Annotated in this window: 23 protein-coding genes; 14 read left to right on the top strand and 9 right to left on the bottom strand. The window is 62.1% G+C overall.

From position 1 onward, the window contains the following. The first annotated feature begins 37 nt into the window (after positions 1–37). The 6 genes from ACB031_RS07495 to ACB031_RS07470 all read left to right on the top strand — a co-directional run bounded on the left by ACB031_RS07495 (position 38) and on the right by ACB031_RS07470 (position 2,770). Positions 38–415, top strand: a complete 378-nt coding sequence (locus ACB031_RS07495) for a hypothetical protein (protein WP_371139300.1) — start codon at positions 38–40, stop codon at positions 413–415. Between the two features lie 109 nt (positions 416–524). Beyond that, positions 525–983, top strand: coding sequence for a DUF6678 family protein (locus ACB031_RS07490; protein ID WP_371139299.1), 459 nt, complete (start codon positions 525–527; stop codon positions 981–983). A gap of 65 nt (positions 984–1,048) precedes the next feature. Next, a complete protein-coding gene (locus ACB031_RS07485) occupies positions 1,049–1,336 on the top strand; it encodes a hypothetical protein (protein ID WP_081396122.1) in 288 nt (95 codons plus the stop codon). A gap of 178 nt (positions 1,337–1,514) precedes the next feature. After that, positions 1,515–1,694, top strand: coding sequence for a hypothetical protein (locus ACB031_RS07480; RefSeq protein WP_095592360.1), 180 nt, complete (start codon positions 1,515–1,517; stop codon positions 1,692–1,694). Between the two features lie 102 nt (positions 1,695–1,796). Beyond that, complete coding sequence (locus tag ACB031_RS07475; RefSeq protein WP_005302916.1) at positions 1,797–2,039, top strand: DUF3297 family protein; 243 nt, start codon at positions 1,797–1,799, stop codon at positions 2,037–2,039. Between the two features lie 188 nt (positions 2,040–2,227). Then, positions 2,228–2,770: a beta/gamma crystallin-related protein gene (locus tag ACB031_RS07470; protein WP_371139298.1), complete on the top strand. Its 543-nt coding sequence runs from the start codon at positions 2,228–2,230 to the stop codon at positions 2,768–2,770. A gap of 69 nt (positions 2,771–2,839) precedes the next feature. Here the strand turns inward: ACB031_RS07470 and ACB031_RS07465 are convergent, their stop codons facing one another. Then, positions 2,840–3,283: an inhibitor of vertebrate lysozyme family protein gene (locus tag ACB031_RS07465; RefSeq protein ID WP_017765669.1), complete on the bottom strand. Its 444-nt coding sequence runs from the start codon at positions 3,281–3,283 to the stop codon at positions 2,840–2,842. Between the two features lie 182 nt (positions 3,284–3,465). Next, positions 3,466–4,677 carry a NupC/NupG family nucleoside CNT transporter gene (locus tag ACB031_RS07460; protein WP_371139297.1) on the bottom strand — a complete coding sequence of 404 codons (1,212 nt, stop codon included), beginning with the start codon at positions 4,675–4,677 and terminating at the stop codon, positions 3,466–3,468. A gap of 482 nt (positions 4,678–5,159) precedes the next feature. Here ACB031_RS07460 and ACB031_RS07455 point away from each other — a divergent pair, with 482 nt between their 5' ends. From ACB031_RS07455 to ACB031_RS07430, 6 genes are all read left to right on the top strand, one after another. Continuing rightward, entirely contained in the window at positions 5,160–6,314 is a 1,155-nt protein-coding gene (locus ACB031_RS07455; RefSeq protein WP_017780799.1) for a YdcF family protein, read from the top strand. A 368-nt stretch (positions 6,315–6,682) separates the two neighbouring features. Further along, positions 6,683–7,657: a taurine ABC transporter substrate-binding protein gene (tauA, locus tag ACB031_RS07450; protein ID WP_371139296.1), complete on the top strand. Its 975-nt coding sequence runs from the start codon at positions 6,683–6,685 to the stop codon at positions 7,655–7,657. Positions 7,658–7,680: 23 nt separating this feature from the next. Continuing rightward, positions 7,681–8,448: a taurine ABC transporter ATP-binding subunit gene (tauB, locus tag ACB031_RS07445; RefSeq protein ID WP_371139295.1), complete on the top strand. Its 768-nt coding sequence runs from the start codon at positions 7,681–7,683 to the stop codon at positions 8,446–8,448. Then, positions 8,445–9,275 carry a taurine ABC transporter permease TauC gene (gene tauC, locus ACB031_RS07440; RefSeq protein ID WP_371139294.1) on the top strand — a complete coding sequence of 277 codons (831 nt, stop codon included), beginning with the start codon at positions 8,445–8,447 and terminating at the stop codon, positions 9,273–9,275. The genes tauB and tauC overlap by 4 nt, the downstream gene beginning before the upstream one ends. Further along, entirely contained in the window at positions 9,272–10,126 is an 855-nt protein-coding gene (tauD, locus tag ACB031_RS07435) for a taurine dioxygenase (RefSeq protein ID WP_215269537.1), read from the top strand. The genes tauC and tauD overlap by 4 nt, the downstream gene beginning before the upstream one ends. 233 nt (positions 10,127–10,359) lie before the next feature. Further along, positions 10,360–12,042, top strand: a complete 1,683-nt coding sequence (locus ACB031_RS07430; protein ID WP_371139293.1) for an alpha/beta hydrolase — start codon at positions 10,360–10,362, stop codon at positions 12,040–12,042. A 90-nt stretch (positions 12,043–12,132) separates the two neighbouring features. Here ACB031_RS07430 and ACB031_RS07425 read toward each other — a convergent pair whose 3' ends face one another. From ACB031_RS07425 to cyoA, 6 genes are all read right to left on the bottom strand, one after another. Further along, on the bottom strand, positions 12,133–13,494 hold the full coding sequence (locus ACB031_RS07425) for an MFS transporter (protein ID WP_065016959.1): 1,362 nt from the start codon (positions 13,492–13,494) through the stop codon (positions 12,133–12,135). A 189-nt stretch (positions 13,495–13,683) separates the two neighbouring features. Continuing rightward, entirely contained in the window at positions 13,684–14,580 is an 897-nt protein-coding gene (gene cyoE / locus ACB031_RS07420; RefSeq protein WP_017780806.1) for a heme o synthase, read from the bottom strand. 11 nt (positions 14,581–14,591) lie between these two features. Beyond that, positions 14,592–14,921, bottom strand: coding sequence for a cytochrome o ubiquinol oxidase subunit IV (locus ACB031_RS07415; protein ID WP_005302933.1), 330 nt, complete (start codon positions 14,919–14,921; stop codon positions 14,592–14,594). Continuing rightward, complete coding sequence (locus ACB031_RS07410; protein ID WP_005302934.1) at positions 14,921–15,532, bottom strand: cytochrome o ubiquinol oxidase subunit III; 612 nt, start codon at positions 15,530–15,532, stop codon at positions 14,921–14,923. The genes ACB031_RS07415 and ACB031_RS07410 overlap by 1 nt, the downstream gene beginning before the upstream one ends. Before the next feature lie 4 nt (positions 15,533–15,536). Then, entirely contained in the window at positions 15,537–17,513 is a 1,977-nt protein-coding gene (cyoB, locus tag ACB031_RS07405; protein ID WP_005302935.1) for a cytochrome o ubiquinol oxidase subunit I, read from the bottom strand. Continuing rightward, positions 17,513–18,550, bottom strand: coding sequence for a cytochrome o ubiquinol oxidase subunit II (gene cyoA, locus ACB031_RS07400; protein ID WP_095592354.1), 1,038 nt, complete (start codon positions 18,548–18,550; stop codon positions 17,513–17,515). Before cyoA ends, cyoB begins: the two co-directional genes overlap by 1 nt. A gap of 607 nt (positions 18,551–19,157) precedes the next feature. Between cyoA and ACB031_RS07395 the strand changes: the two genes are divergently transcribed. Further along, entirely contained in the window at positions 19,158–21,083 is a 1,926-nt protein-coding gene (locus ACB031_RS07395; RefSeq protein WP_371139292.1) for an NAD(P)-binding protein, read from the top strand. Next, entirely contained in the window at positions 21,080–22,273 is a 1,194-nt protein-coding gene (locus ACB031_RS07390; protein WP_371139291.1) for a cytochrome c, read from the top strand. Before ACB031_RS07395 ends, ACB031_RS07390 begins: the two co-directional genes overlap by 4 nt. A 62-nt stretch (positions 22,274–22,335) precedes the next feature. On the opposite strand, the gene ACB031_RS07385 is transcribed toward ACB031_RS07390, so the two are convergent. Beyond that, positions 22,336–22,671, bottom strand: a complete 336-nt coding sequence (locus ACB031_RS07385; RefSeq protein ID WP_005302941.1) for a DUF3634 family protein — start codon at positions 22,669–22,671, stop codon at positions 22,336–22,338. Positions 22,672–22,685: the final 14 nt, after the last annotated feature.

Genomic DNA, 22,685 nt, shown 5'->3' with positions numbered 1-22,685 from the left:
ATATAACACGCCATAACATAGAATCTGAGAGGGAAAAATGGATAATCTGGAAAAAATAAAAAACCTTGTTCCGCTATGGTATGCACAAAGGAAGTGGGCTGAAGAGCTGCTCGTGCGTGTTTTTCATCTGGCCTCCGCAGAGGAAATATTGGAGCCAAAGCATAGGGGAAGAATGACCATACCAGGGACTAATTGGGTCTATCGTACTCATGGTGTTGGTGTCGATATATACCGAACTGCTTCTGTCGGTGGAATAGACTTTGATTTCAACAAGCCAGATCCCGACGATTGGCGCTTAAAAATATTCTTTGAAAAACAGTACAATGAAGGCAACCTCTCTTTCACCGCGTACCGCGAGCTGTATGAGGACGAAGAACTGCTTGACCGCGTTATAAAAATGGCGCTTGACAGGTGATCTACAACACCTGTCGTTTATCAAACCATTATCTGGTTTTCATGGAATACGTTACGACACGGCGGCGTAGATCTGTCTGGCAAGGTGTCATTCGACCTAGAGGATAGTGATGGACATTCGACATAGAGAGCCAGTCAAAGAGTATGTTATCAAGGCAGGCATGACGTCTGTTTCGAACAATTCCAAATGGAATCGTCTTTTTGCGTTGCTGCATCAAAGCAACAGGTTCTTCCAATACCGGCGAACGGATCTGGATGGTTCCACATTTCCAGAAGATGGTGAGAGCTATACACCAGAACTGGCACAATATGGGGGCAACTTCTGGGCCATGGAGTTCCTGGACGTCCTGGCATACCAGGCTCACTCCAGAGGGGCATTGCTGGCACCGGACATTGAAGATTTCACGGATGAAGCGATTCATATTGCGAGCCAGGCCGGTGTCAAATTTACCATGCTGGAGCGTGGTATCCGGGTCTGGGGCTATGTGAGAAAAGAGAGCCATCCCGTTTTCGTCTGCATGCACAACAAGCCTCTAGAGGCACAGCGGCAGGACCACTGCGCGAACTAGCGTACTGTGTTGCCCCTTATTTTTCTGCATTGCGCAAACGACTTTGATGTTGCAGGTAAAGCAATATGCCCGATGAAATACAGCTGGCATTTACGCCAGACAATGTAAAACAGGTTTTGACATGGGGCGCCCATCCAGAAAGTGCACCTCACCATCATGAGTCCATTGCTCACTGGTGTGAGGCTTTCTGGAACAAATACGCTGATATAGATGCCCCCGCAGAGATTGATGCCGTGATGCCCATACTCGCGGAGGTAGAAACGAACTGGGATATCCACGTTGCGTTGAATAAAGAGTCTGCCTCCATGCCTGCTGAATGGTTTGTCGCATGGTTATCTCAACTACCGGAGTGACAAGGCAACTCCCCGTCAGGCCGGAATCGCAAAATAGCACGCTCGTGACAGAATAGAGAGCCGGAAGAAGATGACCCATCGTTGAATCACACCAACTGGCATGGCTGATTAACGCAGTGAAAGGCTAGCGACAAGCGCCTGATCCTCCATATTTCGCATCCAATAAGTGAATCGCCCCATGATAAGAACACTTATCCAACTTCTGTTGACACCGCTTCTGGCGGTTGCCTTCCTCTATCTTTGCAGCCTGCCGGAGGATCTCTATTTCGACCCGCCGCTCTGGAGCTATGTCGTCATGTTTCTTGTCACTCTGGCTGGCACCGCCTATGGCAGGATCAAGGCCTGGCGCGCCTCCTGACCGACCTCATCACAGATTCTCAAGGCTGCGCAGACGCTGCCTTGAGCCCGGCGGGGCCATTGTCTACAATGGCGCACTTTGCATCCACAACAGGTAATGACAATGAGCGACAACAAACCGGCCCTGCCCGACCGCCTGGCGGCCAACCCGCGTAGCCCGCACCATGTGGCAGAGTGCTTCCAGCACGAGATCGGCATTCGCGTGAACGGCAAGGAGCGCACCAATGTCGAGGAGTACTGCATCAGCGAAGGTTGGGTGAAGATCCCCTCCCCCAAGGCCAAGGATCGCTACGGCAACCCCATGCTGATCACCGTCAAGGGTACCGTCGAGGCCTTCTACGCCTAAGCCGCGCGCCCCGTCGGGCCCGCCGCCATGCTGTTCAGAACACCGGCCTTGCGCCGGTGTTCTGCTTTGGGCCTTTCATCTTTACGTCGATGGCGGGCAAAGAGTGTCGCAGCGGGCGCCGCTCTCTCTTGCATCGAGGCTGCGTCTCGGCAATTCTTGCCGCCCCTTGAACTGGCAAGATCTCATCCATGAACAAGCTGTTTGTCCTGCTGGCGCTGTTGACCCTGAGCACAGCGGTCCGCGCCGATATCCTTATCAATCCCCAGATCGTGGTGAACGGCCAGAGCCAGGGTGGCGGGCGTATCCACATCTGTACCCTGACCCCCTTCAACAGCGTCTATGCCGATGCGGGGCGCAGCGAATGGCTGGCGCGCCAGAAGGTGAGCCGCCGCTGCCAGCAGGGCCAAGGCAACAACAGCCTGTTCTGCGAGGCGGCCAAGGCAAGCTGCATCACCACCACACTCGATGAGAGCGACGACGCCAGTACCCTGCTGGTGTTTGACGGTGCCCATCAGAGCGGCGACTCCCTGCGCATCGACCGGGATATTGCGGATCTCGGCCGCTACGGCTTTGCCAACCGTATATCCTCCTTCACCGTACCCGCTGGCTGGGTGGTGCGCTTCTTCGAGGAGACCGACTTTCGCGGTGGCTACTACACCCGCAAGGGCGGCGAGCAGGAGGCGACCGACTTCAACAATCTCATCCGCTCGGTGCGGATCCTGAGCCGCTAGCACCCTGCCCCATCACCTCTTCGCCATAAAAAAACCTCTGCCTAAGCAGAGGTTTTTGCTTTTCGAGGCTTACTGCCAGTTGGGGTCGGCTTCAACCTGCTTCATCAGGGCGGCCTGCATCCCCTTGTCCGGCTGGCCGAGCCAGGTATAGCGGGCAAACTTGGACGGGGTTTCGCGAGCGGCATCGCTATCCGGCAGATCGATCAGCACGCCCCACACCCGCTTGGCCTTGGCATCCACCAGCAGCTGCATGTAGTGGCTGGCGCAGTCGTGAGGTTTGCAGACCGAGCCGCTCTGATACGGTGTACCGGCCACGGCTTCAAGCGGGGAGCTGGTGCCGTTGCCGCTGCGCACCCACTTGGGCAGGTTCTTGATGCCCTGGGTCGCCTTGGCCCAGGTGGCCTTGAAGTCCGCCGACAGCAGCAGATCAGAGGTATAGGTGGCGGCGGCAAACGCCGGCGCTGCGCCGACCAGCAGCAGGGAGAGCGCCAATGCGCGAGAGAGACGGGTCATGGTGTGATTCCTTGTTATATGAATGCCTGAACGGGCGCGGACTGGCCGCGCGTCATCACGCTACCGCCTGCGCCCGCCCCTGTCGAGCCCACGCCGTGCCGAGGCGTCAGTGGCTGGCGCCAGATGAACGACACCCCGCCGCGCCAGTGGCGAGACGGGGTGTGCATGGAGGCAAGGGTCGCTTAGCCGAGGGAAGCGAACAGCCCCGCCAGGGTGGCGCTCATCAGGTTGGCCAGGGTCGCGGCCAGCACCGCCTTGAAGCCGAGGTTCGCCACGTCGTGGCGGCGCTCCGGCGCCATGGTGCCGATGGAGCCGAGCTGCACCGCAATGGAGCCCAGGTTGGCAAAACCACAGAGGGCGAAGGTGATGATGATCTGGGTGTGGGCGCTCAGATCCTGCTTGATGTTGGCAAAGTCCAGGTAGGCGACGAACTCGTTCATGATCACCTTCTGGCCGATGAGTGACCCTGCCGCCATCATCTCGCTGGCCGGCACGCCGATAAGCCAGGCCACCGGGGCAAACAGGTAACCCAGCAGCTGCTGCAGGGAGAGATCAGCCCAGCCGAACCACTCGCCCACCGTGGTGAGACCGGCGTTGATCATGGTGATCACGCTGACAAAGGCCAGCAGGATAGTACCGATGGCCACCGCGATCTTCATGCCGCTCATGGCGCCACCCGCCAAGGCGTCGATGGCATTGCTGTAGTCGCTCTTGTCGAGGGTGATCTCGGCCTGATCGTTCACCTGCTGCTGCTCAGGCACCAGCAGCTTGGCCATCAAGAGGCCCCCCGGCGCCGCCATAAAGGAGGCGGCGATCAGGTATTTCAGATCCACACCCAGCCCTGCGTAGCCACCGAGCACAGAGCCAGCCACTGAGGCCATGCCACAGGTCATCACCGCAAACAGCTCGGAGCGGGTCATGCCCGCCAGGAAGGGGCGGATCAGCAGCGGCGATTCACCCTGGGAGAGGAAGATGTTGCCGGTGGCCACCAGGGATTCGGCGCGGCTGGTGCCGAGCAGGCGGTGAATACCGCCCCCCAGCACCCGGATCACCCACTGCATGATGCCGAAGTGATAGAGCACCGCGATCAGCGCGCTGATGAAGATCACCAGCGGCAGCACCCGCACGGCGAAGATGAAGCCGTTGCTGGCCAGATCGCCAAACACGAAGCGGATGCCGCTGTCGGCAAAGCCGAGCAGGGCGGAGACGCCGTTGCTCATGGCGCCGAGCATGATTTGACCGGGGGGGAAGTAGAGCACCAGGGCGGCAAAGCCGGTTTGCAGGGCGAGCGCCCCCAGCACGGTCCGCCAGCGGATGGCACGGCGGTTTTCACTGGCCAGCCAGGCGATAAACATCAGGGCCAGCATACCGACCAGACTCAATAACAGCGTCATCTTGCACCTATGAAGAGAGAAGTTTCATACGGCAAGTCTGCAGACAGGCATCGCAGGGAGCGGGCGGGAAAGGTGCCGACCCCGCGACACGCAGACCACAAACCTACAGGTTAGTGGCGGGTCCCATCCTGGGGTCATTCACGTTCCGGGTGACGGCGAGTATCGGGTGACGCCAACCAGAACGCAGGGAGCCGCGCGCTAGGTGGCAGGTCGGGCGGCGATGGTACAGTGATCGCCGTCACAGAAAAAGCGGTAAAACGATTGGCACCGTCAACTTTTTCACAGTCATGGCCCCTTTCGCCGAAAACGCGGCAGGATTGCGCCACAACTGAGCCACTTCACAGGAAAACCACACCTCGCTCCCCCCGAATAGGGCAAACACCACCCCCTTCCCCGGATAACCGAAGCGGTTCACGTTTTTTCACGCCACGACGCGGTACACTGACCAATCACCAAGTTTATGTTTTTATTGAAAAAGCCCCATGGTCCTGGAATGGCCTGGAGCCATCAACCTTCGGTGGAACGCCATCATGATGAAAAGAACCGCGATTGCCCTGACGCTGGCCGGCCTGCTGACATTGCCTGCCGTGCTCCCTTCCGAAGCCTGGGCTACCCCGGTACGCTCCCTGCAAAAGGAGCAGAATTACGACCAGTACATCAGCAAGCGCCAAGTGGTGGATCAGCTGCTGGCGGACGCCTGGCAGATCTTCAAATCCCCCGCCCGCATCTCCACCGCCGGCTTCACCGCCAAGATGCCGAGCAACATGGAGCAGGTCACCGAGCTGCTGTTGCAGGCCTACCAGCTCGAGCCCTATCGCACCGACCTGCTCATCTCGGCGGCCAACGCCCAGATCTACAACGGCAACGTGGACAAGGCCATCGGCCTGTTCGAGCAGGCCCTCAGCACGGCGCCCGATGACATCGACCTGCTGACCTACCTCGCCACCTGGCAGACCTTCAAGCACAACGAGACCGCCGCCAAGGGGTATCAGAGCAAGCTGGCGACCCTCAATCCCGGCCGGGCCGCCGATCTGCAGCGCATCTTCGACACGGTCGAGCGCGTCATCGCCACCCCGCTCAAGGAGCAGGGTGAGCGCTCACCCAAGCCGGGCAACCGGGCCATCGTCACCCTGGGTTATGCTCTCAATCCCGACGGGTCCATGCACGACATCCTGCTGGGCCGGCTGGAAACCACCCGGGCGCTGGCCAAGGCCAACCCGGCGACCCTCATCATTCTGACCGGCGGCGTGCCCCAGCACCGTCAGACCGAGGGCAAGCTGATGGCGGACTGGCTGGTGAAAAAGGGGATCGACCGCTCCCGCATCATCGAGGAGAACTATGCCACCAGCACGGTGGAGAACGCCCTCTACAGCGGCTATGCCCTCGCCCGCCACCAGATTGAGTACGCCACCCTGGTGAGCTCCGCCAGCCATGTGCGCCGGGGCCAGACATTGCTGGAGATCGCTTGCTGGCAGAGCGGGCCGGCCGGGATCCGGATAGACAGCGTCAGCTACCCCGACAAGCCGCTCTCCGAGCTTGCCAAGGTGAGCGACAGCGAGCTGCTCGGCATCTACCGCGATGCCCTGCGCACCTACGGGCTCTGGAGCTACCGCTCCGCCCCCCTGCTGGAGCGTTGAGTCCGGGCGGGCCGTGCTCACCCGGCCCGTTGCCAGCGCGCGTCTTGCCTCAGCGGCATCCCCTGCCCCATACCAACCCGCCCAACCGGCGGGTTTTATTTTATCCGCCCAACAAGCCGGTTCGATATTCAATAAATGGGCAAGCATTGCCATATCCGTATAGGTTTGCCGATATTTAAAGCCGTTTTTTCGGCACCTATTGCCAACCTTCAAATATCGACTTGCCATATTGAGATATATGAATAAACGGATTGGGTTGCCGTTCTTTTTCTAAGAACCATATCTCATCAGCCATATATTTTCGGTCTTTCCTCAGCGCCCCGATAAATGGGAAAACTGCCGCTTCATTCCCCCGATGGAGCAATATCATGACAGGAAAAGGACATTCCCTCTGGCTGGCGGCGCTCGCCCTGCTCAGCCTGCAAGCCAGGGCCGTGGACGTCACTGTGGCCTACCAGACCTCGGCCGAACCGGCCAAGGTGGCCCAGGCCGACGACACCTTTGCCCGCACCAGCGGCGCCACGGTGAAGTGGCTCAAGTTCGACAGCGGCGCCAGCGTGGTGCGGGCGCTCGCCTCCGGCGACGTGCAGATCGGCAACATAGGCTCCAGCCCGCTGGCGGTGGCCGTCAACCAGCAGGTGCCCATCGAGGTGTTTCTGCTCGCCTCCAAGCTCGGCAACTCGGAAGCGCTGGTGGTCAAGCCCGGGCTCACCTCCCCCGCAGCCCTGGCCGGCAAGCGCATCGCCGTGCCCTTTACCTCCACCACCCACTACAGCCTGCTGGCCGCGCTGCGGCACTGGGGAGTGGATCCGGCCAGCCTGCAGATCGTCAACCTGCAGCCACCGGCCATCATCGCCGCCTGGCAGCGGGGTGACATCGATGGCGCCTATGTCTGGGCGCCGGCCCTCAACGAGCTGACCAAGGGCGGCAAGGTACTGACCGACTCGGCCCAGGTGGGCGAGTGGGGCGCCCCCACCCTGGATGTCTGGGTGGTGCGCAAGGCGTTCGCCAAGGCCCATCCCGAACTGGTGCAGGCCTTCGTCGACAGCACCCTGGCGGCCCAGCGCGACTACCTGGCCAACCCCGACGGCTGGCTCGCCAAGCCGGACAACCTCGCCAAGCTGGCCAGCCTGAGCGGCGTACCCGAGGCGGACGTGCCCGCGCTGGTCAGGGGCAACAGCTACCTGAGCGCCAGCCAGCAGGGTGCCGAGCTGGGGGAGCTGGTGAACCAGACCCTGGTGGACACCAGCCGCTTTCTCAAGGAGCAAGGCAAGGTGCAGAGCGCCGGCAGCGATTATCGCGCCTACGTGACCGACCGCTTCGTCAAGGCTCACGCCCGCTGACCCCGCAAAACAAGGAGGCATGCATGCTGCAGCTCACCCACCTTTGCGCCGATTACGCCGGGCGCAGAGTCCTCGACAACATCAACCTGACCCTGGATGCGGGCGAGCTGATGGTGGTGCTCGGCCCCTCCGGCTGCGGCAAGACCACCTTGCTCAACCTCATCGCCGGTTTTCAGTCCGCCCAGCAGGGCACCATCAGCCTGCAGGGGCGGCCGGTGCGCGGCCCCGGCGCCGAGCGGGGGGTGGTCTTCCAGAACGAGGGGCTGCTGCCTTGGCGCAACGTGCTGGACAACGTCGCCTTCGGGCTGCAGCTGGCCGGCGTGCCACGCCGCGAACGAGAGGCCAGGGCGCTGGCCATGCTGCGCAAGGTGGGGCTGGAGGAGGCCCAGGCCAAACCGGTCTGGCAGCTATCCGGCGGCCAACGCCAGCGGGTCGGCATCGCCCGGGCGCTAGCCACCCAGCCGCAACTGCTGCTGCTCGACGAACCCTTCGGCGCCCTCGACGCCTTTACCCGCGAGCAGATGCAGACCCTGCTGCTGCGCCTGTGGCACGAGCAGCGTCGGCAGGTGCTGCTCATCACCCACGACATCGAGGAGGCGGTGTTCATGGCCACCGAGCTGGTACTGCTCTCCCCGGCGCCGGGGCGAGTGATGGAGCGGCTGACCCTGGAGTTCGGCCGCCGCTTCGCCGCCGGCGAGCCCTGCCGCAGCATCAAGTCGGATCCCGCCTTTATCGCGCGACGCGAGTACGTGCTGGGTCGGGTCTTTGCCGAGCGGGAGGTGTTTGCATGAGCCTCACCCTCTCCCGCCCGCTCGACCCTGCCCGCCGGATACGCCTGCGCTGGCCGCTGCCACGCCGGCTTGGGGTGAGCCTGCTGACCCTCTGTGCCCTACTGGCGCTCTGGTGGCTGGTGGCCAGGCTCGGGCTGATAAGGCCGCTGTTTCTGCCGCCCCCTGCCCAGGTGCTTCAGCAGTTTGCCACCCTCGCCGGGCCGCAGGGCTTCATGGACGCCACCCTCTGGCAGCACCTCGCCGCCAGTTTGCAGCGCATCCTCATCGCCCTCGCGGCCGCCACTCTGTGCGGTGTGACGGTGGGTCTGGCCATGGGGCTCAGCCCCACCCTGCGCGGCATGCTCGACCCGCTGATCGAGCTCTACCGGCCGGTGCCGCCCCTTGCCTACCTGCCGCTCATGGTGATCTGGTTCGGCATCGGCGAGACATCGAAGGTGCTGCTCATCTATCTGGCCATCTTCGCGCCCGTCGCCATGGCCACCCTGGCGGGGGTGCAGGGCGCCAAACAGGTGCGAGCGCGGGCCGCCCGGGCGCTGGGTGCCAACCGCTGGCAGGTACTGTTGCACGTCACAGTGCCCGGTGCCCTGCCGGAGATCCTCACCGGGCTGCGTATCGGGCTCGGGGTCGGTTGGTCCACTCTGGTGGCGGCCGAGCTCATCGCCGCCACCCGCGGCGTGGGCTTCATGGTGCAAGCCGCCGGCGAGTTTCTCGCCACCGACGTGGTGCTGGCGGGCATTCTGGTGATCGCCCTGATCGCCTTCACTCTGGAACTTGGTTTACGTGCGCTGCAGCGTCGCCTGACGCCGTGGCATGGAGAAGGACTATGAGCAATTCCCTGCATATCACCCCCCTCGGCCCCCACATCGGCGCCGAGATCAGCGGCATCAGCCTGGCCGGGCCGCTCGATGAGGGCCAGTTCGCGCAGTTGCAGCAGGCCCTGCTGACCCATCAGGTGCTGTTCTTTCGGGATCAGCCCATCAACCCCCGCCAGCAGCGGGCGCTGGCCAACCGCTTCGGCGATCTGCACATTCACCCTGTCTATCCCCACGCGCCGGAGGCCGAGGAGATCATCGTGCTCGACACCCACGACGACAACCCGCCGGACAACGACAACTGGCACACCGACGTCACCTTCATCGAGACGCCGCCGGCGCTGGCCATTCTGGCCGCCAAGCAGCTGCCGCCGGTGGGGGGCGATACCCTGTGGGCCAGCGGCATCGCCGCCTTCGAGGGGCTCTCCCCCCGTCTGCAGCAGTTGCTGGCAGGGCTGGAAGCCGAGCACGACTTCACCAAGTCGTTCCCGGCCCATCGCCACAGCGCCAGCCCGGCCGAGTACCAGCGCTGGCAGGAGGCGGCGGCCCGCAACCCGCCGCTGCGCCACCCTGTGGTTCGCACCCACCCCTTGAGCGGTCGGCAGGCACTGTTCGTCAATGAAGGCTTCACCACCCGCCTGCCCGAGTTGCCGGCGCAAGAGAGCGAGGCGCTGCTCGCCTTCCTGTTTCGCCATGTCACCAAGCCCGAGTATCAGGTGCGCTGGCGCTGGCGGGAGCACGACATCGCCATCTGGGACAACCGGGTCACCCAGCATTACGCCAACGCAGACTATCTGCCGGCCCGGCGAGTGATGCACAGGGCCACCGTGCTGGGGGACAAGCCGTTCTGGCGCGCGCCCGCGTAACGCCGGAGCCGCCCCCTGCGCCGACCGGTTGCGCCGCCGTTATTGATCCCGCATAAAATAACGGTGCGCGTTGCCGGTCATTATTTTCAAATAGATCAATGAGACCACCAAATATCGCCAGAAATATGTAAATCGACACACCTTGCAATATTTCCATACAACTTCCGGCTGCCATCCGGTCGGCCCCTCCCCGTACTATTTCGGGGTTCAGGCTAGATAAGTGGAAATAGACAATGAAATACACGCTGCTCATGACCCTGCTGGCACCGGCATTGCTGGCAGGCTGCAATCTGGAAAAGAAAGAGGAGCCCTTCCAGGCTCGCCATATTCGCGCCGGCTATGACGCCGGCCAGGTCTGCCAACAGCTGCGCCAGGGCTGGCAAGAGGACGGTATCGCCATTCCCGCCAGTCAGGTCAGCTGTCACTACCTGACGGTGCCGCTCGATTACGACAAGGAGTGGGTCCAGATCAAGGAGACCAAGTGGGAAAAGCGCTCCGCTGTACGCGCCGACAGTTCCCTCTTCGCCGACAACAGCCCCCGCTTCTCCTCCTGGTCGGACAAACCCGTCCGCCCCCATGTCAAACAGGAGACCCGCACGGTCAAGGGCGACACCCTGGATATCTTCTATCTGCACTATCGCGCCAGCGGCGACTATCGCGGCACCCTGTTCTACAACCCGGGCGGCCCCACCTCGGCCACCCCGGATCTCGGCCTCCTGCTCGACATGCTGCGCAGCGCCAACCCCGCCATCCTTGAGCACTACGACATCGTCACCCTGGATCCCCGCGGGGCCGGTTACAGCGCCCTCGGCCACGAGCTGCGCAGCTGCCTGCTGACCGACAAGCAGGGGGTGCGGCCAGACATGACCCCGGCGCAGCTCGCCCAGCTCTTTGCCAGCCGTGACAAGGGCGCCCTGCCGGCACTCGAGAGCGGGGCGGATCAGGGCAAGGCCTTCGGCACCACCCTGCGCGAGCGCTGCGACGAGCCGTTGCGGCTGCATGCGCCGCACCTGGGCTCGCGGGCCGTGGTCGAGGACATGGAGCGCCTGCGCCAGCACCTGGGGCGCGAGCGGATCACCCCCATCACCTTCTCCTACGGCACTCGTCTGGCCGCCCTCTATGCCGCCCGCTATCCGAGCCACGTGGCCAATCTGGTGGTCGACTCGCCGATGTCTCCCGCCGAGAGCCGCTACCCGGCCATCTTTCGCCGCGATGCCGAGAATGCCAACCGCATCCTGGCCTGGCGCTTCGGGGATCAGGCGCTGCAGCGCAGCATGGCGGTGACCCGCCAGGTGCGCGACAACGGCCGCTATGTGGACAATCAGGGCAATGTGCTCGACCGCGCCAACTGGGTGGCGGTGCTGGGCGATGCCATCAGCGGCAGCCAGCGCGACGATCAGCTCGCCTTCTGGCAGCAGGACGATGCCAGCCCCCTGCTGGCCCGCCTCGCCAAGGAGCAGGCCGACGAAAACCCCTATTCAACGCTGCTGGAGATGCCCTTCTTCAGCACCATCCACTGTACCGACAACAGCGAGCCCTACGGCTGGCAAACGCTGGACCCGGAAGATGCCGCCTTCCAGGGGGCCGGTGCCCTGCTGCTGGCCAAAAGCTTCAACACCTGCGCCGACTGGCCTTATCCGCGCCAGCCCATCGCCAGCTATGGCGCCGGCGAGATAAAGCTGCCGGATGATGCCAGGGCCCTGGTGCTCGGCGCCGAGTACGACCCCAATACCCCCTTCGCCGGTGCCCGCCAGATGCAGGCCGCCTTTGGCAGCGCCGCGCGCCTGGTGCAGGTGACGCAGAGCAATCAGCACGGCCAACTGAACAGCTCCCGCTGCGCCCGGGCGGCTCTCAGCACCCTGCTGCTGGGAGATGGCGCGAGCCTGCCTGCCGAGCAGCGCTGCCAGGCCGACTGAGCGTACAGCACAGCTGGGCACAATCCAGCTGAATGGAGCCCAATAAAAAGCCCGCCGGATTGGCGGGCTTTTTCATGCTGGTCGGTGTCCTCAGGCGGCGACCAGCGACTCCAGATCGCGCCGGCTCAGGCGCTTGCTGTCCACCTTCACATAGACGGAGCGCTCCGCAGCGGCCAGCAGCACGTCGCTCACCCCCTCGCAGGCGCGGATCTTCTGCTCGAGCGCCGCGTCGGCCTCCACCCCTTCCGGCAGCACGATGCGCAGGCTGCTCACATAGGGGGGCTCGGCCATGGTGAGGCTGACCCCAAGCCAGACCAGGGCCAGCGCAGCGCAGCCGCCAAACACCAGGGCGCCGCCACCCAGGCTGTAGAGCAGGCCACCGAGGCTGCCGCCAATGGCCACCCCGATGAACTGGCTGGTGGAGTAGATCCCCATGGCGGTGCCCTTGTAGCCGGGGGGCGACTCCTTGCTGATGAGGGACGGCAGCAGCGCCTCCATCACGTTGAAACCGATGAAGAAGATCTGCAGCCCGGCGAGCAGGCCCCACAGCTGCAGGCCGCTTTGCCAGAGTACCAGCTCGGCGACGAGCATCACCAGCACGCAGATCTGGAACACCCGCTTCATCTTTCTGCGCTTCTCGGCATAGATGATGAACGGCACCACGCTGACGAAGGCGATCAGCATGGTGACCAGATAAGCCTGCCACTGGCTGTCACGGGGCAGGCCGGCGCGCTCCAGCAGCGGCGGCAGCGCCACGAAGCTCGACATCAGCAGGGTGTGCACGCAGAGGATACCGAAGTTGAGCTTGAGCAGGCGCGGGTTGGTCAGCACGGTGCGCATCCCCCCCTTCACCATGCCGGACTCGCGATTGAGCAGATGGCCACTCGGAGTTGGCACCAGCCAGAGGGTGACGGCGATGCCCGCCAGCGCCAGCAGGGCGATCAGCCAGAAAAGGCCGGAGAGCCCCAGCGCATGGGTGATGAGGGGGCCGGTCACCATGGCGATGGCGAAGGTGATGCCAAAGCTCACCCCGATGAAGGCCATCGCCTTGGTGCGGTTCTGCTCGCGGGTGAGATCCGACAGGAGCGCCATCACGGCAGCCGAGATGGCGCCGCTGCCCTGCAGGGCGCGGCCGAGGATCACGCCCCAGATGGAGTGGGTCAGCGCCGCGATCACGCTGCCGAGAGCAAACATCAGCAGACCGCCGACGATGAGGGGCTTGCGGCCCACCTTGTCGGAGAGCAAACCGAACGGGATCTGGAACAGCGCCTGGGTCATGCCGTAGATGCCGATGGCCAGGCCGATGAGCGCCTCGGAGGCACCCGCCAGCGACATGCCGTAGGTGGTCAGCACCGGCAGCACCATAAACATGCCGAGCATGCGCAACGAGAAGACGGAGCCGAGCGCCCAGGTGGCACGGCGCTCGCCCCTCGTCATGGTGAAATCATTCATGATGGCCTCGATAGGTCAGGAAAAAGGAAGACTCAAGGGGTGGCCGACACGCGCCATGCCACACCCGACACAAGGGAAAAGTGCCCGACGGGGCGGCCCCATAATAACAGAGCCGGGAAGGTTCCCGGCTCTGGATTCTACTGATTTTCCCGCGTCGCATCACAACACGGAACATGACAGGTATGCACCTTAGGGCAGCATGCTCACCAGTACCGCAGGCTCTGCCTCCGGTTGGAAGTCCACCGACATCATTACGCTCAGGCAGGTGATGGTGACGATGGAGAACATGAACAGCTTGCGCGCCCAGAGGGAGTCGTCCACCGCCGCCTTGTAGCCAGACAGCGCCATCCCCAGCCACCAGACGCTGACCGCGGTGGCCACCACCAGATACTTGTAACCGGCGTAGCCGCCGAGGAACAGCATCAGGGTCGGCACCATAAAGGCCAGGATGTAGAGGGTGATGTGGTGTTTGGCCACCGAAATTCCCTTCACCACCGGCAGTACCGGGATGTTGGCCGCCTGGTAATCCTTGAAGCGGAAGATGGCGATCGCATAGGAGTGCGGCATCTGCCACAGGCTGAAGATCGCCAGCAGGATCAGCGCGCCTGAGTCGAACTGACCGCTCACCGCGCAGTAGCCGATGACCGGCGGTGCGGCGCCGGAGAGGCTGCCGACCAGGGTGCCGTAGACCGAGTGACGCTTCATGTAGAGGCTGTAGACCCCCACATAGACAATGAAGCCCAGCACCGCCAGCAAGGCGGCCAACGGGTTGGCCGCAAAGTAGAGCAGTGCAATGCCCGCAATGCCGAGGGCGCTCGCGTACCAGAGCGATACGCCGGGGGCGATCAGACCCTTCACCAGAGCACGGTTCTTGGTGCGCTCCATGATGCAGTCGATGTCCCGGTCGATGTAGTTGTTGAACACGCAACCGGAGGCGACCACCAGTGATACACCAGCCATGGTCAGGATGAAGAGGGGCACATCCAGGCTCCCCTTGGAGGCCAGCAGGAACCCTCCGATAACCGAGATGAGGTTACCGAAGATGATGCCCGGCTTGGTCACTTGCAGGTATTGCTTCATCATCATTGCCAACCTGCTCAGTGAACCATCATGTTGATGTTGAGGTTGTACATGATCCACAGCGAACCCACGACCACGATGGCGATGATGAGCACGGTAAAGATCAGTGCCACCAGGTTCCAGCGCTCCTCGGACGAGGTGTTCATGTGCAGGAAGTAGACCAGGTGCACGAAGATCTGCACCACCGCCATGCCGACCACGGTGGCCAGCACGGTAGTGTGGGAGGCAGAGCCGTCCATCACCATCCAGAACGGCACTGCGGTCAGGATCAGGGACAGCACGAAGCCGATCAGGTAGCTCTTGGCGCTGCCGTGGCTGGCGCCGTGATTGTCAACGGAATGACTCATTACATGACCCCCATCAGATAGACCACGGTGAAGACGCAGATCCACACCACGTCGAGGAAGTGCCAGAACAGGCTCAGGCACATCAGACGGGTACGGTTGCGATCGGTCAGCCCCTTCTTGGCTACCAGCACCATCATCACGATGATCCAGACAAGACCGCTGGTCACGTGGATACCGTGGGTACCCACCAGGGTGAAGAAGGCGGAGAGGAAGCCGCTGCGATCCGGACCGTAACCCTCGGCAATCAGGTGATGGAACTCGTAGATCTCCATCGCGATGAAGCCGGCACCGAACAGGAAGGTGATGAACAGCCAGGTATTGACCGCCGCCACCTTGTTCTTGTTCATGGCCAGCATGCCAAAGCCAAAGGTGATGGAGCTCAGCAGCAGCAGCATGGTTTCGGCAAACACGAACGGCAGTTCGAAGATGTCCTTGCCGCTCGGACCGCCGGCGGTGCCGTTGACCAGGACCGCATAGGTCGCGAACAGGGTCGCGAACAGGATGCAGTCACTCATCAGGTAGATCCAGAAGCCGAATACCTTGTTGGCGCCGGCATCATGGTGCCCATCCTCATGGGCACCGTGAGTGTGATGTAGAACGTCAGTCGCCATGGAATTAAGCCACCTTGTTGAGATTTTCAAAATGCTGACGCTCGATCCGCTCGATCTCGTCAACCTGCACGTAGTAGTCCACGTCGTCATTGAAGCTGTGGATGATCCAGGTGGCGATCATGCCGACGAAGCCGGCGATGGCCATCCACCAGATGTGCCAGATCATGGCAAAGCCGAACAGGGTGCTGAAGGCGGCGATGATGACGCCGGCACCGGAGTTTTTCGGCATGTGGATCGGGTCATAGTGCTTGGGCTGCTGATAGGCAGAACCGTCCTGCTTGGCTTCCCAGAACGCATCCAGCCCTTTGATCTTCGGCTCGATGGCGAAGTTGTAGAAGGGGGGCGGCGAGGAAGTGGACCACTCCAGGGTACGGCCACCCCAGGGATCGCCGGTCAGGTCGCGGTTCTTCTCGCGGTCGCGGATGCTGACCACGATCTGGATCACCTGGCACAGTACACCCAGCGCAATCAGACCGGCGCCGCAGGCAGCCACCACCAGCCAGCCGTGGAACTCGGGATCGATGTTCTGGCTGACACGACGGGTCATGCCCATGAAGCCCAGCACGTAGAGCGGCATGAAGGCCACGAAGAAGCCGGTGATCCAGCACCAGAAGGCACGCTTGCCCCAGACGTCATCCAGCTTGAAGCCGAACGCTTTCGGGAACCAGTAGGTGATACCGGCGAAGCAACCGAACACCACGCCGCCGATGATGACGTTGTGGAAGTGGGCGATCAGGAACAGGCTGTTGTGCAACACGAAGTTGGCAGCCGGCACGGAGAGCAGTACCCCGGTCATGCCACCCACGGTGAAGGTGATGATGAAGCCGACGGTCCACAGCATGGGTGAGGTGAACTCGATGCGACCGCGGTACATGGTGAACAGCCAGTTGAAGATCTTCACCCCGGTCGGGATGGAGATGATCATGGTGGTGATGCCGAAGAAGGCATTCACGTTGGCGCCGGACCCCATGGTGAAGAAGTGGTGCAGCCAGACGATGAAGGAGAGCACGGTAATGGCGATGGTCGCCCACACCAGCGAGGTGTAACCGAACAGCTTCTTCTTGCAGAAGGTCGCCACCACTTCGGAGAAGATCCCGAACACCGGCAGTACCAGGATGTACACCTCGGGGTGACCCCAGGCCCAGATCAGGTTGATATACATCATCATGTTGCCACCCATGTCATTGGTAAAGAAATGGGTACCCAGGTAGCGGTCTGCGGTGAGCAGGGCGATGGTGACGGTCAGGATCGGGAAGGAGGCGATGATCAGCACGTTGGCGCACAGGGCGGTCCAGGTGAACACCGGCAGGCGCATCATGGTCATGCCAGGGGCGCGCATCTTGATGATGGTGGCGAAGAAGTTCACGCCGGTCAGCAGGGTCCCCAGACCCGAGATCTGCAGACTCCAGATCCAGTAATCGACCCCGACCCCGGGACTGAACTCCAGCCCCGACAAGGGCGGATAGGCCAGCCAGCCGGTCTGGGCGAATTCACCGACCCCGAGGGAGACGTTAATAAGCACCACGGCCGCGGCAGTGAACCAGAAGCTCAGGTTGTTCAGGAAGGGGAAGGCGACGTCACGGGCACCGATCTGCAGCGGCACCACGATGTTCATCAGACCGATCACCAGCGGCATGGCCACGAAGAAGATCATGATGACGCCGTGGGCGGTGAAGATCTGGTCGTAGTGGTGCGGTGGCAGTATGCCCTCGCCGCCGGCCGAGGCCATGACCTGCTGGGTACGCATCATCACCGCATCGGCAAAGCCGCGCAGCAGCATGACCATGCCGAGGATGAGATACATGATACCGAGGCGTTTGTGGTCGACCGAGGTCAACCACTCTTTCCACAGATATTGCCACTTGCCGAAATAGGTGATGAGACCGGCGATACCCAGCCCACCCAGAATGATGCCGGCGATCGTGACCATGATGATGGGTTCATGGTACGGAATGGCATCGAGTGTTAATTTTCCAAACATCAGTTAGTACCCGCTTTCACTGTCTTGTCGGCCGGCATGTGACCGGCGTGGTCCATCTGCTCGCCCTGGGCCTCATGGTGCATGGCGTCGCCGTGCTCCATGCCTTCATGGCTCATGGAGGCATCATGCGGCATCGCGGCCTGCGCTTCGCCGTGTTGCATGGCGGCGTGCTCGCCGTGCTTCATGTCGCCCATGAACTTGTTGATGATGTTGACGAACAGCTTGGGATCGGCGCTGGCGAAGTACTCCACCGGGTGGTTTTCGCTCTTCTTGGCCAGGGTATTGAACTCATCCATGGTGTTGAGCGCCTTGGAAGAGGCTTTCACCTTGGCGACCCAGGCGTCGAAACCGGCCTGATCCTGGGTGGCGATGGCGTTGAACTTCATGCCGGAGAAACCGGCGCCGCTGTAGCCACCCGAGATGCCCTTGTACTGGCCTGCCTCGTTGGCAATCAGGTGCAGCTTGGTCTGCATGCCCGCCATGGCGTAGATCTGGCCGCCCAGCTGGGGAATGAAGAAGGAGTTCATCACGGTGTCGGAGGTCACCCGGAAATTGACCGGGGTGTTGACCGGGAATGCCAGCTCGTTGACCGAGGCGATACCCAGCTCCGGATAGACAAACAACCATTTCCAGTCAAGGGAGATGACATCGACCTGGATCGGTTTCACCTCGGATTCCAATGGTTTGTAGGGATCCAGAGAGTGGGACGTTTTCCAGGTAATCACCGCCAGGATGGCGATAATGATGACGGGTACGGTCCAGACGACCGCTTCAATCTTGTTGGAGTGGGCCCAGTCAGGCGCATAGGTGGCATTGGTGTTGGACGCTCGGTATTTGTAAGCGAACGCCACTGCCATCACGATCACGGGCACCACCACGATCAGCATCAAGCCGAGTGCGGTCAATATCAGTGACTTCTGCTCCAGACCAACTTGCCCCTTGGGGCTCATCAGCGCCATGTCGCAGCCGCTCAGCAAGCCGGCAGTCGCGAGCAACAGCAAAGCGCCCAAGCCCCTCTTTACATCAAAAGGTCTCATGCAATGTCCTCATCTTCGCAAGGCTAAAGTGGTAAGAAAAACGCAGCATTCTATTTCACCGGGGGGGGATGTGAACAACATGAAAAATTAATCTTTCACTTGTGTGCGGTTTGCGATTTCTGTGTGTCGCATGTTAATGGCTTGACGCCGCTGAATTTATCCATATCGGGCCCTTCTCAATTAATCAGCGGCTGGCTCAATTTTATTCAATCAGCGTTGATTAAATGACCACTTCGTCGTTTAACCTTTTATTTCACAAGGATAAAGGGCGTCATTTAGTGGCCTTGCGGTGAAAAATCAGGCGATAATCAGGCCCTGTTTGTCGACCATGGCCGAATAAAGGTGAGACTCGAAATTAACCATAATTAATCAAATTAAATTTCAATTAATTCCTTGGTGTTGATGTGCCTTTGCCCCACAAACATGCATATTTCATCCATCTCACCGCCATGACCATCACATGATCCCCCATTTTGTTTAATAAGTTATTATCAAAGCCATGGACTCCATCGGGATATAGCGGTAGGTTGCGCCCCTTCGTTACTCGTCAGTCACGAATTCAACCCTATCCCACTTCTCATTCGACTCTTCATTTACAGGGATTGCCATGAGCATCACACGCAGAGACTTTCTCAACGGCGTCGCCATCACCATTGCGGCCGGCGTCGCCCCCATCCAGCTGCTGCAGGCCGCCGAAGGCGGCAAGGCGCTGGCCGAGAAGACGCTGGTCTATCCGCCCGCTCTCACCGGCCTGCGCGGCAACCACCCGGGCTCCTTCGAGCCGGCTCACAGCATCGCCCGCGACGGCAAGCAGTATGACTTCGCCCACCTCCCGCTGGAGGGCGAGTACGATCTGGTGATCGTCGGCGCCGGCATCAGCGGCCTCTCCGCCGCCTGCTTCTACCAGCAACTGCTCGGGGCGGACAAAAAGATCCTGCTGCTCGACAACCACGACGACTTCGGTGGCCACGCCAAGCGCAACGAGTTCACCACCCCGGACGGCCTGCGGCTGGGTTACGGCGGCAGCGAATCCCTGCAATCGCCGCGCTCCGTCTACAGCCCGGTGGCGCTGGGGCTGCTCAAGGCGCTGGAGGTCAACATCGACGAGCTGGCCAAAGGCTTCCAGCAGACCTTCTACCCGGATCTGGGTCTGAGCCGCGGCGTCTTCTTTGACGAGAAGCACTTCGGGGTCAACAAGATAGTGAACGGCGACCCGGGCCACAGCGTGGCCGACGACATCCCGCGCGATCGCTTGAACGGCCGGCCGCTGGCCGAGTTCATCGGCGACTTCCCGTTCGACGACACCGACAAGGCCGCCCTGCTGGCGCTGCACGAAGAGAAGACCGACTACCTGCACGGCATGACCCGCGAACAGAAAGACGCCTGGATGGAGAGCAACAGCTACACCACCTTCCTGCGCGACAAGGTGGGGCTGAGCGAGCGGGCCATCACCTTCTTCCAGCAGCGCACCGACGACTTCCAGGCGGTCGGCATCGATGCCACCTCCTGCGCCGACGCCCGCCTGTGCGCCCTGCCGGGCTTTGCCGGCATGGATCTCACCCCGCTCGATGCGGAATCCCAGGCCGAGCTGGACGACCCCTACATCTTCCACTTCCCGGATGGCAACGCCGGCCTCACCCGCTTGATGGTGCGCAAGCTCATCCCGCAGGTGGCCCCGGGCCACACCATGCAGGACGTGGTGCTGGCCAGGTTCGACTACAGCCAGCTCGACCGCCCCGAGCACAAGGTGCAGCTGCGCCTCGGCAGCACGGCGCTGCAGGCCAGAAACGTGCCGCTCAAGGACGGCAAACAGGGGGTGGACGTCACCTACATCAAGGAGGGCAAGCTGCACCGGGTACAGGCCAGGCAGTGCATCATGGCCGGCTACAACATGATGATCCCCTACCTGGTGCCCGAGATGCCGGAGCCCCAGAAGGAGGCGCTGCGCCAGAACGTCAAGGCGCCGCTGGTCTACACCAAGGTGGTGATCAGAAACTGGCAGCCGTTCGTCAAACTCGGCGTGCACGAGGTCTATGCCCCGGCCGCCCCCTACAGCCGGGTCAAGCTTGACTACCCGGTCGACCTCGGCGGCTACGAGCATCCCAAGAACCCGGATCAGCCCATGTGCCTGCACATGGTCTATGTGCCGACCCTGCCGGGCAGCGGCCTGTCGGCCCGCGAGCAGTCCCGCAAGGGGCGCGCCATGCTCCTCGGCATGCCGTTCGAGCAGCACGAGCAGATGATCCGCGAGCAGCTGCAGGCCATGCTGGGCGAGGCCGGCTTCAATCATGAGCAGGATATCCTCACCATCACGGTCAACCGCTGGTCCCACGGCTACTCCTACATTGCCAACTCCCTGTTTGACGATGAAGAGCAGTCGGAGCGCTTCATTGAGCGGGGTCGCCAGCCGGTGGGCAACATCACCATCGCCAACTCGGACGCGGGCTGGAGCCCCTATGCCCACGCCGCCATCGACGAGGCGTGGCGCGCCGTCAACGAGCTGGTCGCCCTGACCAAGGGAGGTGCCAAATGATCCGTTCCCTGACTACCAGTGCCGTGCTGCTGGCCCTGCCCACCTTCGCCCTGCAAGCCGCCCCCGCCATGTCGGCGGGTGAATACGTGGCCAAGCTGGGGGACTGCGCCGCCTGCCACACCAGCGAGGCGAGCAAGCCGCTCGCCGGCGGCAAGGGTTTCCCCACCCCGGTCGGCACCGTCTACGCCACCAACATCACCCCGGACAAGACCCACGGCATCGGCAACTACAGCCTGCCCGAGTTCATCAAGGTGATGCGCGAAGGGATCACCCGCAGCGGAGACCCCCTCTATCCGGCCATGCCCTACACCGCCTACGCCAAGATGAGCGATGAGGATCTCTCCGCCCTCTACCACTACCTGATGCAGGATGTGCAGCCGCAGGCTGTTGCCAACAAGGCGAGTGACATCCCCTGGCCGCTCAACATGCGCTGGCCCCTCAGGGGCTGGAACTGGCTCTATCACGATGACGGCCGCTTCACCCCGGTCGCCGGCAAGAGCGAGGAGTGGAACCGCGGTGCCTATCTGGTGCAGGGGGCCGGCCACTGCGGCAGCTGCCACACCCCGCGCGGGCTCGGCATGCAGGAGAAAGCCCTGACCGAGGCGGATCCCCTCTATCTGAGCGGCGCTACCCTGGATGGCTGGTATGCCCCCGACATTCGCGGCAGCCGCTACGACAAGCAGGCCCTCATCGATCTGCTGAAAACCGGCCGCAGCCAGCATCAGGCCGTCAGCGGCCCCATGGCGGAAGTGATCACTCACAGCAGCCAGTACTTCAGCGACGCGGATCTGGCCAGTATCGCCACCTACCTGACCGGGCTGGATGACGAGACACCGGCCGTCAGGGGCAACCGGGCCTACGCCAGTGCCGGCGGCAAGGCGGATTACGCCATGTACTGCTCCACCTGCCACGGCAACGACGGGCGCGGCAACGACCACGTCATCCCCTCCCTGATCGGCAACCAGACCGTGCTGGCCGAGGACCCGAGCAGCCTGCTCAACGTGCTGCTGCACGGCGCCGAGACCCCCATCACCCAGGGCAATATCGGCTACCACATGCCAGGCTACGGCTGGACCCTCAACGACCAGCAGATCGCCGAGCTGGTCAATACTCTGCGCGCCTCCTGGGGCAATGAAGGGGTAGCCATCAAGCCGGAGACGGTCAAGGCCCAGCGCGCCCTGCACCCATAGGTCACGCCGACCATAACGAAACGGGCCTCCAGTGGAGGCCCGTTTGCTGTGTGAGTGACGACTCACCCCTTGCGCGGTTTGGAGCCGGAGAGCGGCACCGCCCCCAGCCGGTAATCACCATAGGGGAAGATGTTGCGAAAACGCTGGGCCACCGGCTCCGGAATGGAGCGGGAGAAGACCAGCTTGACCCCATCGCCATCGCGCTGACCCAGGATGCGCCCGCGCACCGTCTCGTGACGCAGGATCTGTTTGGCATGCTCGATGAATGCGGGCGACACCTTGCCCCGCTTGACCTGCACCTTGCCGGGGGCAAGCCGGATCTCGAACAGGGCGCCACGCCCCAGCTTCATCAACCACCAGATCAGGGCAATCGCCACCAGCAACGACAACCAGGCCATCCTGTTTCTCCTTC

The organism is Aeromonas sp. S8(2024) (assembly GCF_041403085.1).
Taxonomy (GTDB): domain Bacteria; phylum Pseudomonadota; class Gammaproteobacteria; order Enterobacterales; family Aeromonadaceae; genus Aeromonas; species Aeromonas dhakensis.
This window is presented reverse-complemented; position numbering and strand designations above follow the sequence as displayed.

Coding starts and splice junctions, on each gene's coding strand:
- cyoB (WP_005302935.1), bottom strand. CDS start 17,513: ATGTTTGGAAAATTAACACTCGATGCCATTCCGTACCATGAACCCATC.
- ACB031_RS07395 (WP_371139292.1), top strand. CDS start 19,158: ATGAGCATCACACGCAGAGACTTTCTCAACGGCGTCGCCATCACCATT.
- ACB031_RS07460 (WP_371139297.1), bottom strand. CDS start 4,677: ATGACGCTGTTATTGAGTCTGGTCGGTATGCTGGCCCTGATGTTTATC.
- ACB031_RS07425 (WP_065016959.1), bottom strand. CDS start 13,494: ATGAATGATTTCACCATGACGAGGGGCGAGCGCCGTGCCACCTGGGCG.
- tauD (WP_215269537.1), top strand. CDS start 9,272: ATGAGCAATTCCCTGCATATCACCCCCCTCGGCCCCCACATCGGCGCC.
- ACB031_RS07410 (WP_005302934.1), bottom strand. CDS start 15,532: ATGGCGACTGACGTTCTACATCACACTCACGGTGCCCATGAGGATGGG.
- ACB031_RS07415 (WP_005302933.1), bottom strand. CDS start 14,921: ATGAGTCATTCCGTTGACAATCACGGCGCCAGCCACGGCAGCGCCAAG.
- ACB031_RS07490 (WP_371139299.1), top strand. CDS start 525: ATGGACATTCGACATAGAGAGCCAGTCAAAGAGTATGTTATCAAGGCA.
- ACB031_RS07470 (WP_371139298.1), top strand. CDS start 2,228: ATGAACAAGCTGTTTGTCCTGCTGGCGCTGTTGACCCTGAGCACAGCG.
- cyoA (WP_095592354.1), bottom strand. CDS start 18,550: ATGAGACCTTTTGATGTAAAGAGGGGCTTGGGCGCTTTGCTGTTGCTC.
- ACB031_RS07485 (WP_081396122.1), top strand. CDS start 1,049: ATGCCCGATGAAATACAGCTGGCATTTACGCCAGACAATGTAAAACAG.
- ACB031_RS07475 (WP_005302916.1), top strand. CDS start 1,797: ATGAGCGACAACAAACCGGCCCTGCCCGACCGCCTGGCGGCCAACCCG.
- ACB031_RS07465 (WP_017765669.1), bottom strand. CDS start 3,283: ATGACCCGTCTCTCTCGCGCATTGGCGCTCTCCCTGCTGCTGGTCGGC.
- tauB (WP_371139295.1), top strand. CDS start 7,681: ATGCTGCAGCTCACCCACCTTTGCGCCGATTACGCCGGGCGCAGAGTC.
- ACB031_RS07495 (WP_371139300.1), top strand. CDS start 38: ATGGATAATCTGGAAAAAATAAAAAACCTTGTTCCGCTATGGTATGCA.
- ACB031_RS07480 (WP_095592360.1), top strand. CDS start 1,515: ATGATAAGAACACTTATCCAACTTCTGTTGACACCGCTTCTGGCGGTT.
- cyoE (WP_017780806.1), bottom strand. CDS start 14,580: ATGATGATGAAGCAATACCTGCAAGTGACCAAGCCGGGCATCATCTTC.
- tauA (WP_371139296.1), top strand. CDS start 6,683: ATGACAGGAAAAGGACATTCCCTCTGGCTGGCGGCGCTCGCCCTGCTC.
- tauC (WP_371139294.1), top strand. CDS start 8,445: ATGAGCCTCACCCTCTCCCGCCCGCTCGACCCTGCCCGCCGGATACGC.
- ACB031_RS07385 (WP_005302941.1), bottom strand. CDS start 22,671: ATGGCCTGGTTGTCGTTGCTGGTGGCGATTGCCCTGATCTGGTGGTTG.
- ACB031_RS07390 (WP_371139291.1), top strand. CDS start 21,080: ATGATCCGTTCCCTGACTACCAGTGCCGTGCTGCTGGCCCTGCCCACC.
- ACB031_RS07455 (WP_017780799.1), top strand. CDS start 5,160: ATGGTCCTGGAATGGCCTGGAGCCATCAACCTTCGGTGGAACGCCATC.
- ACB031_RS07430 (WP_371139293.1), top strand. CDS start 10,360: ATGAAATACACGCTGCTCATGACCCTGCTGGCACCGGCATTGCTGGCA.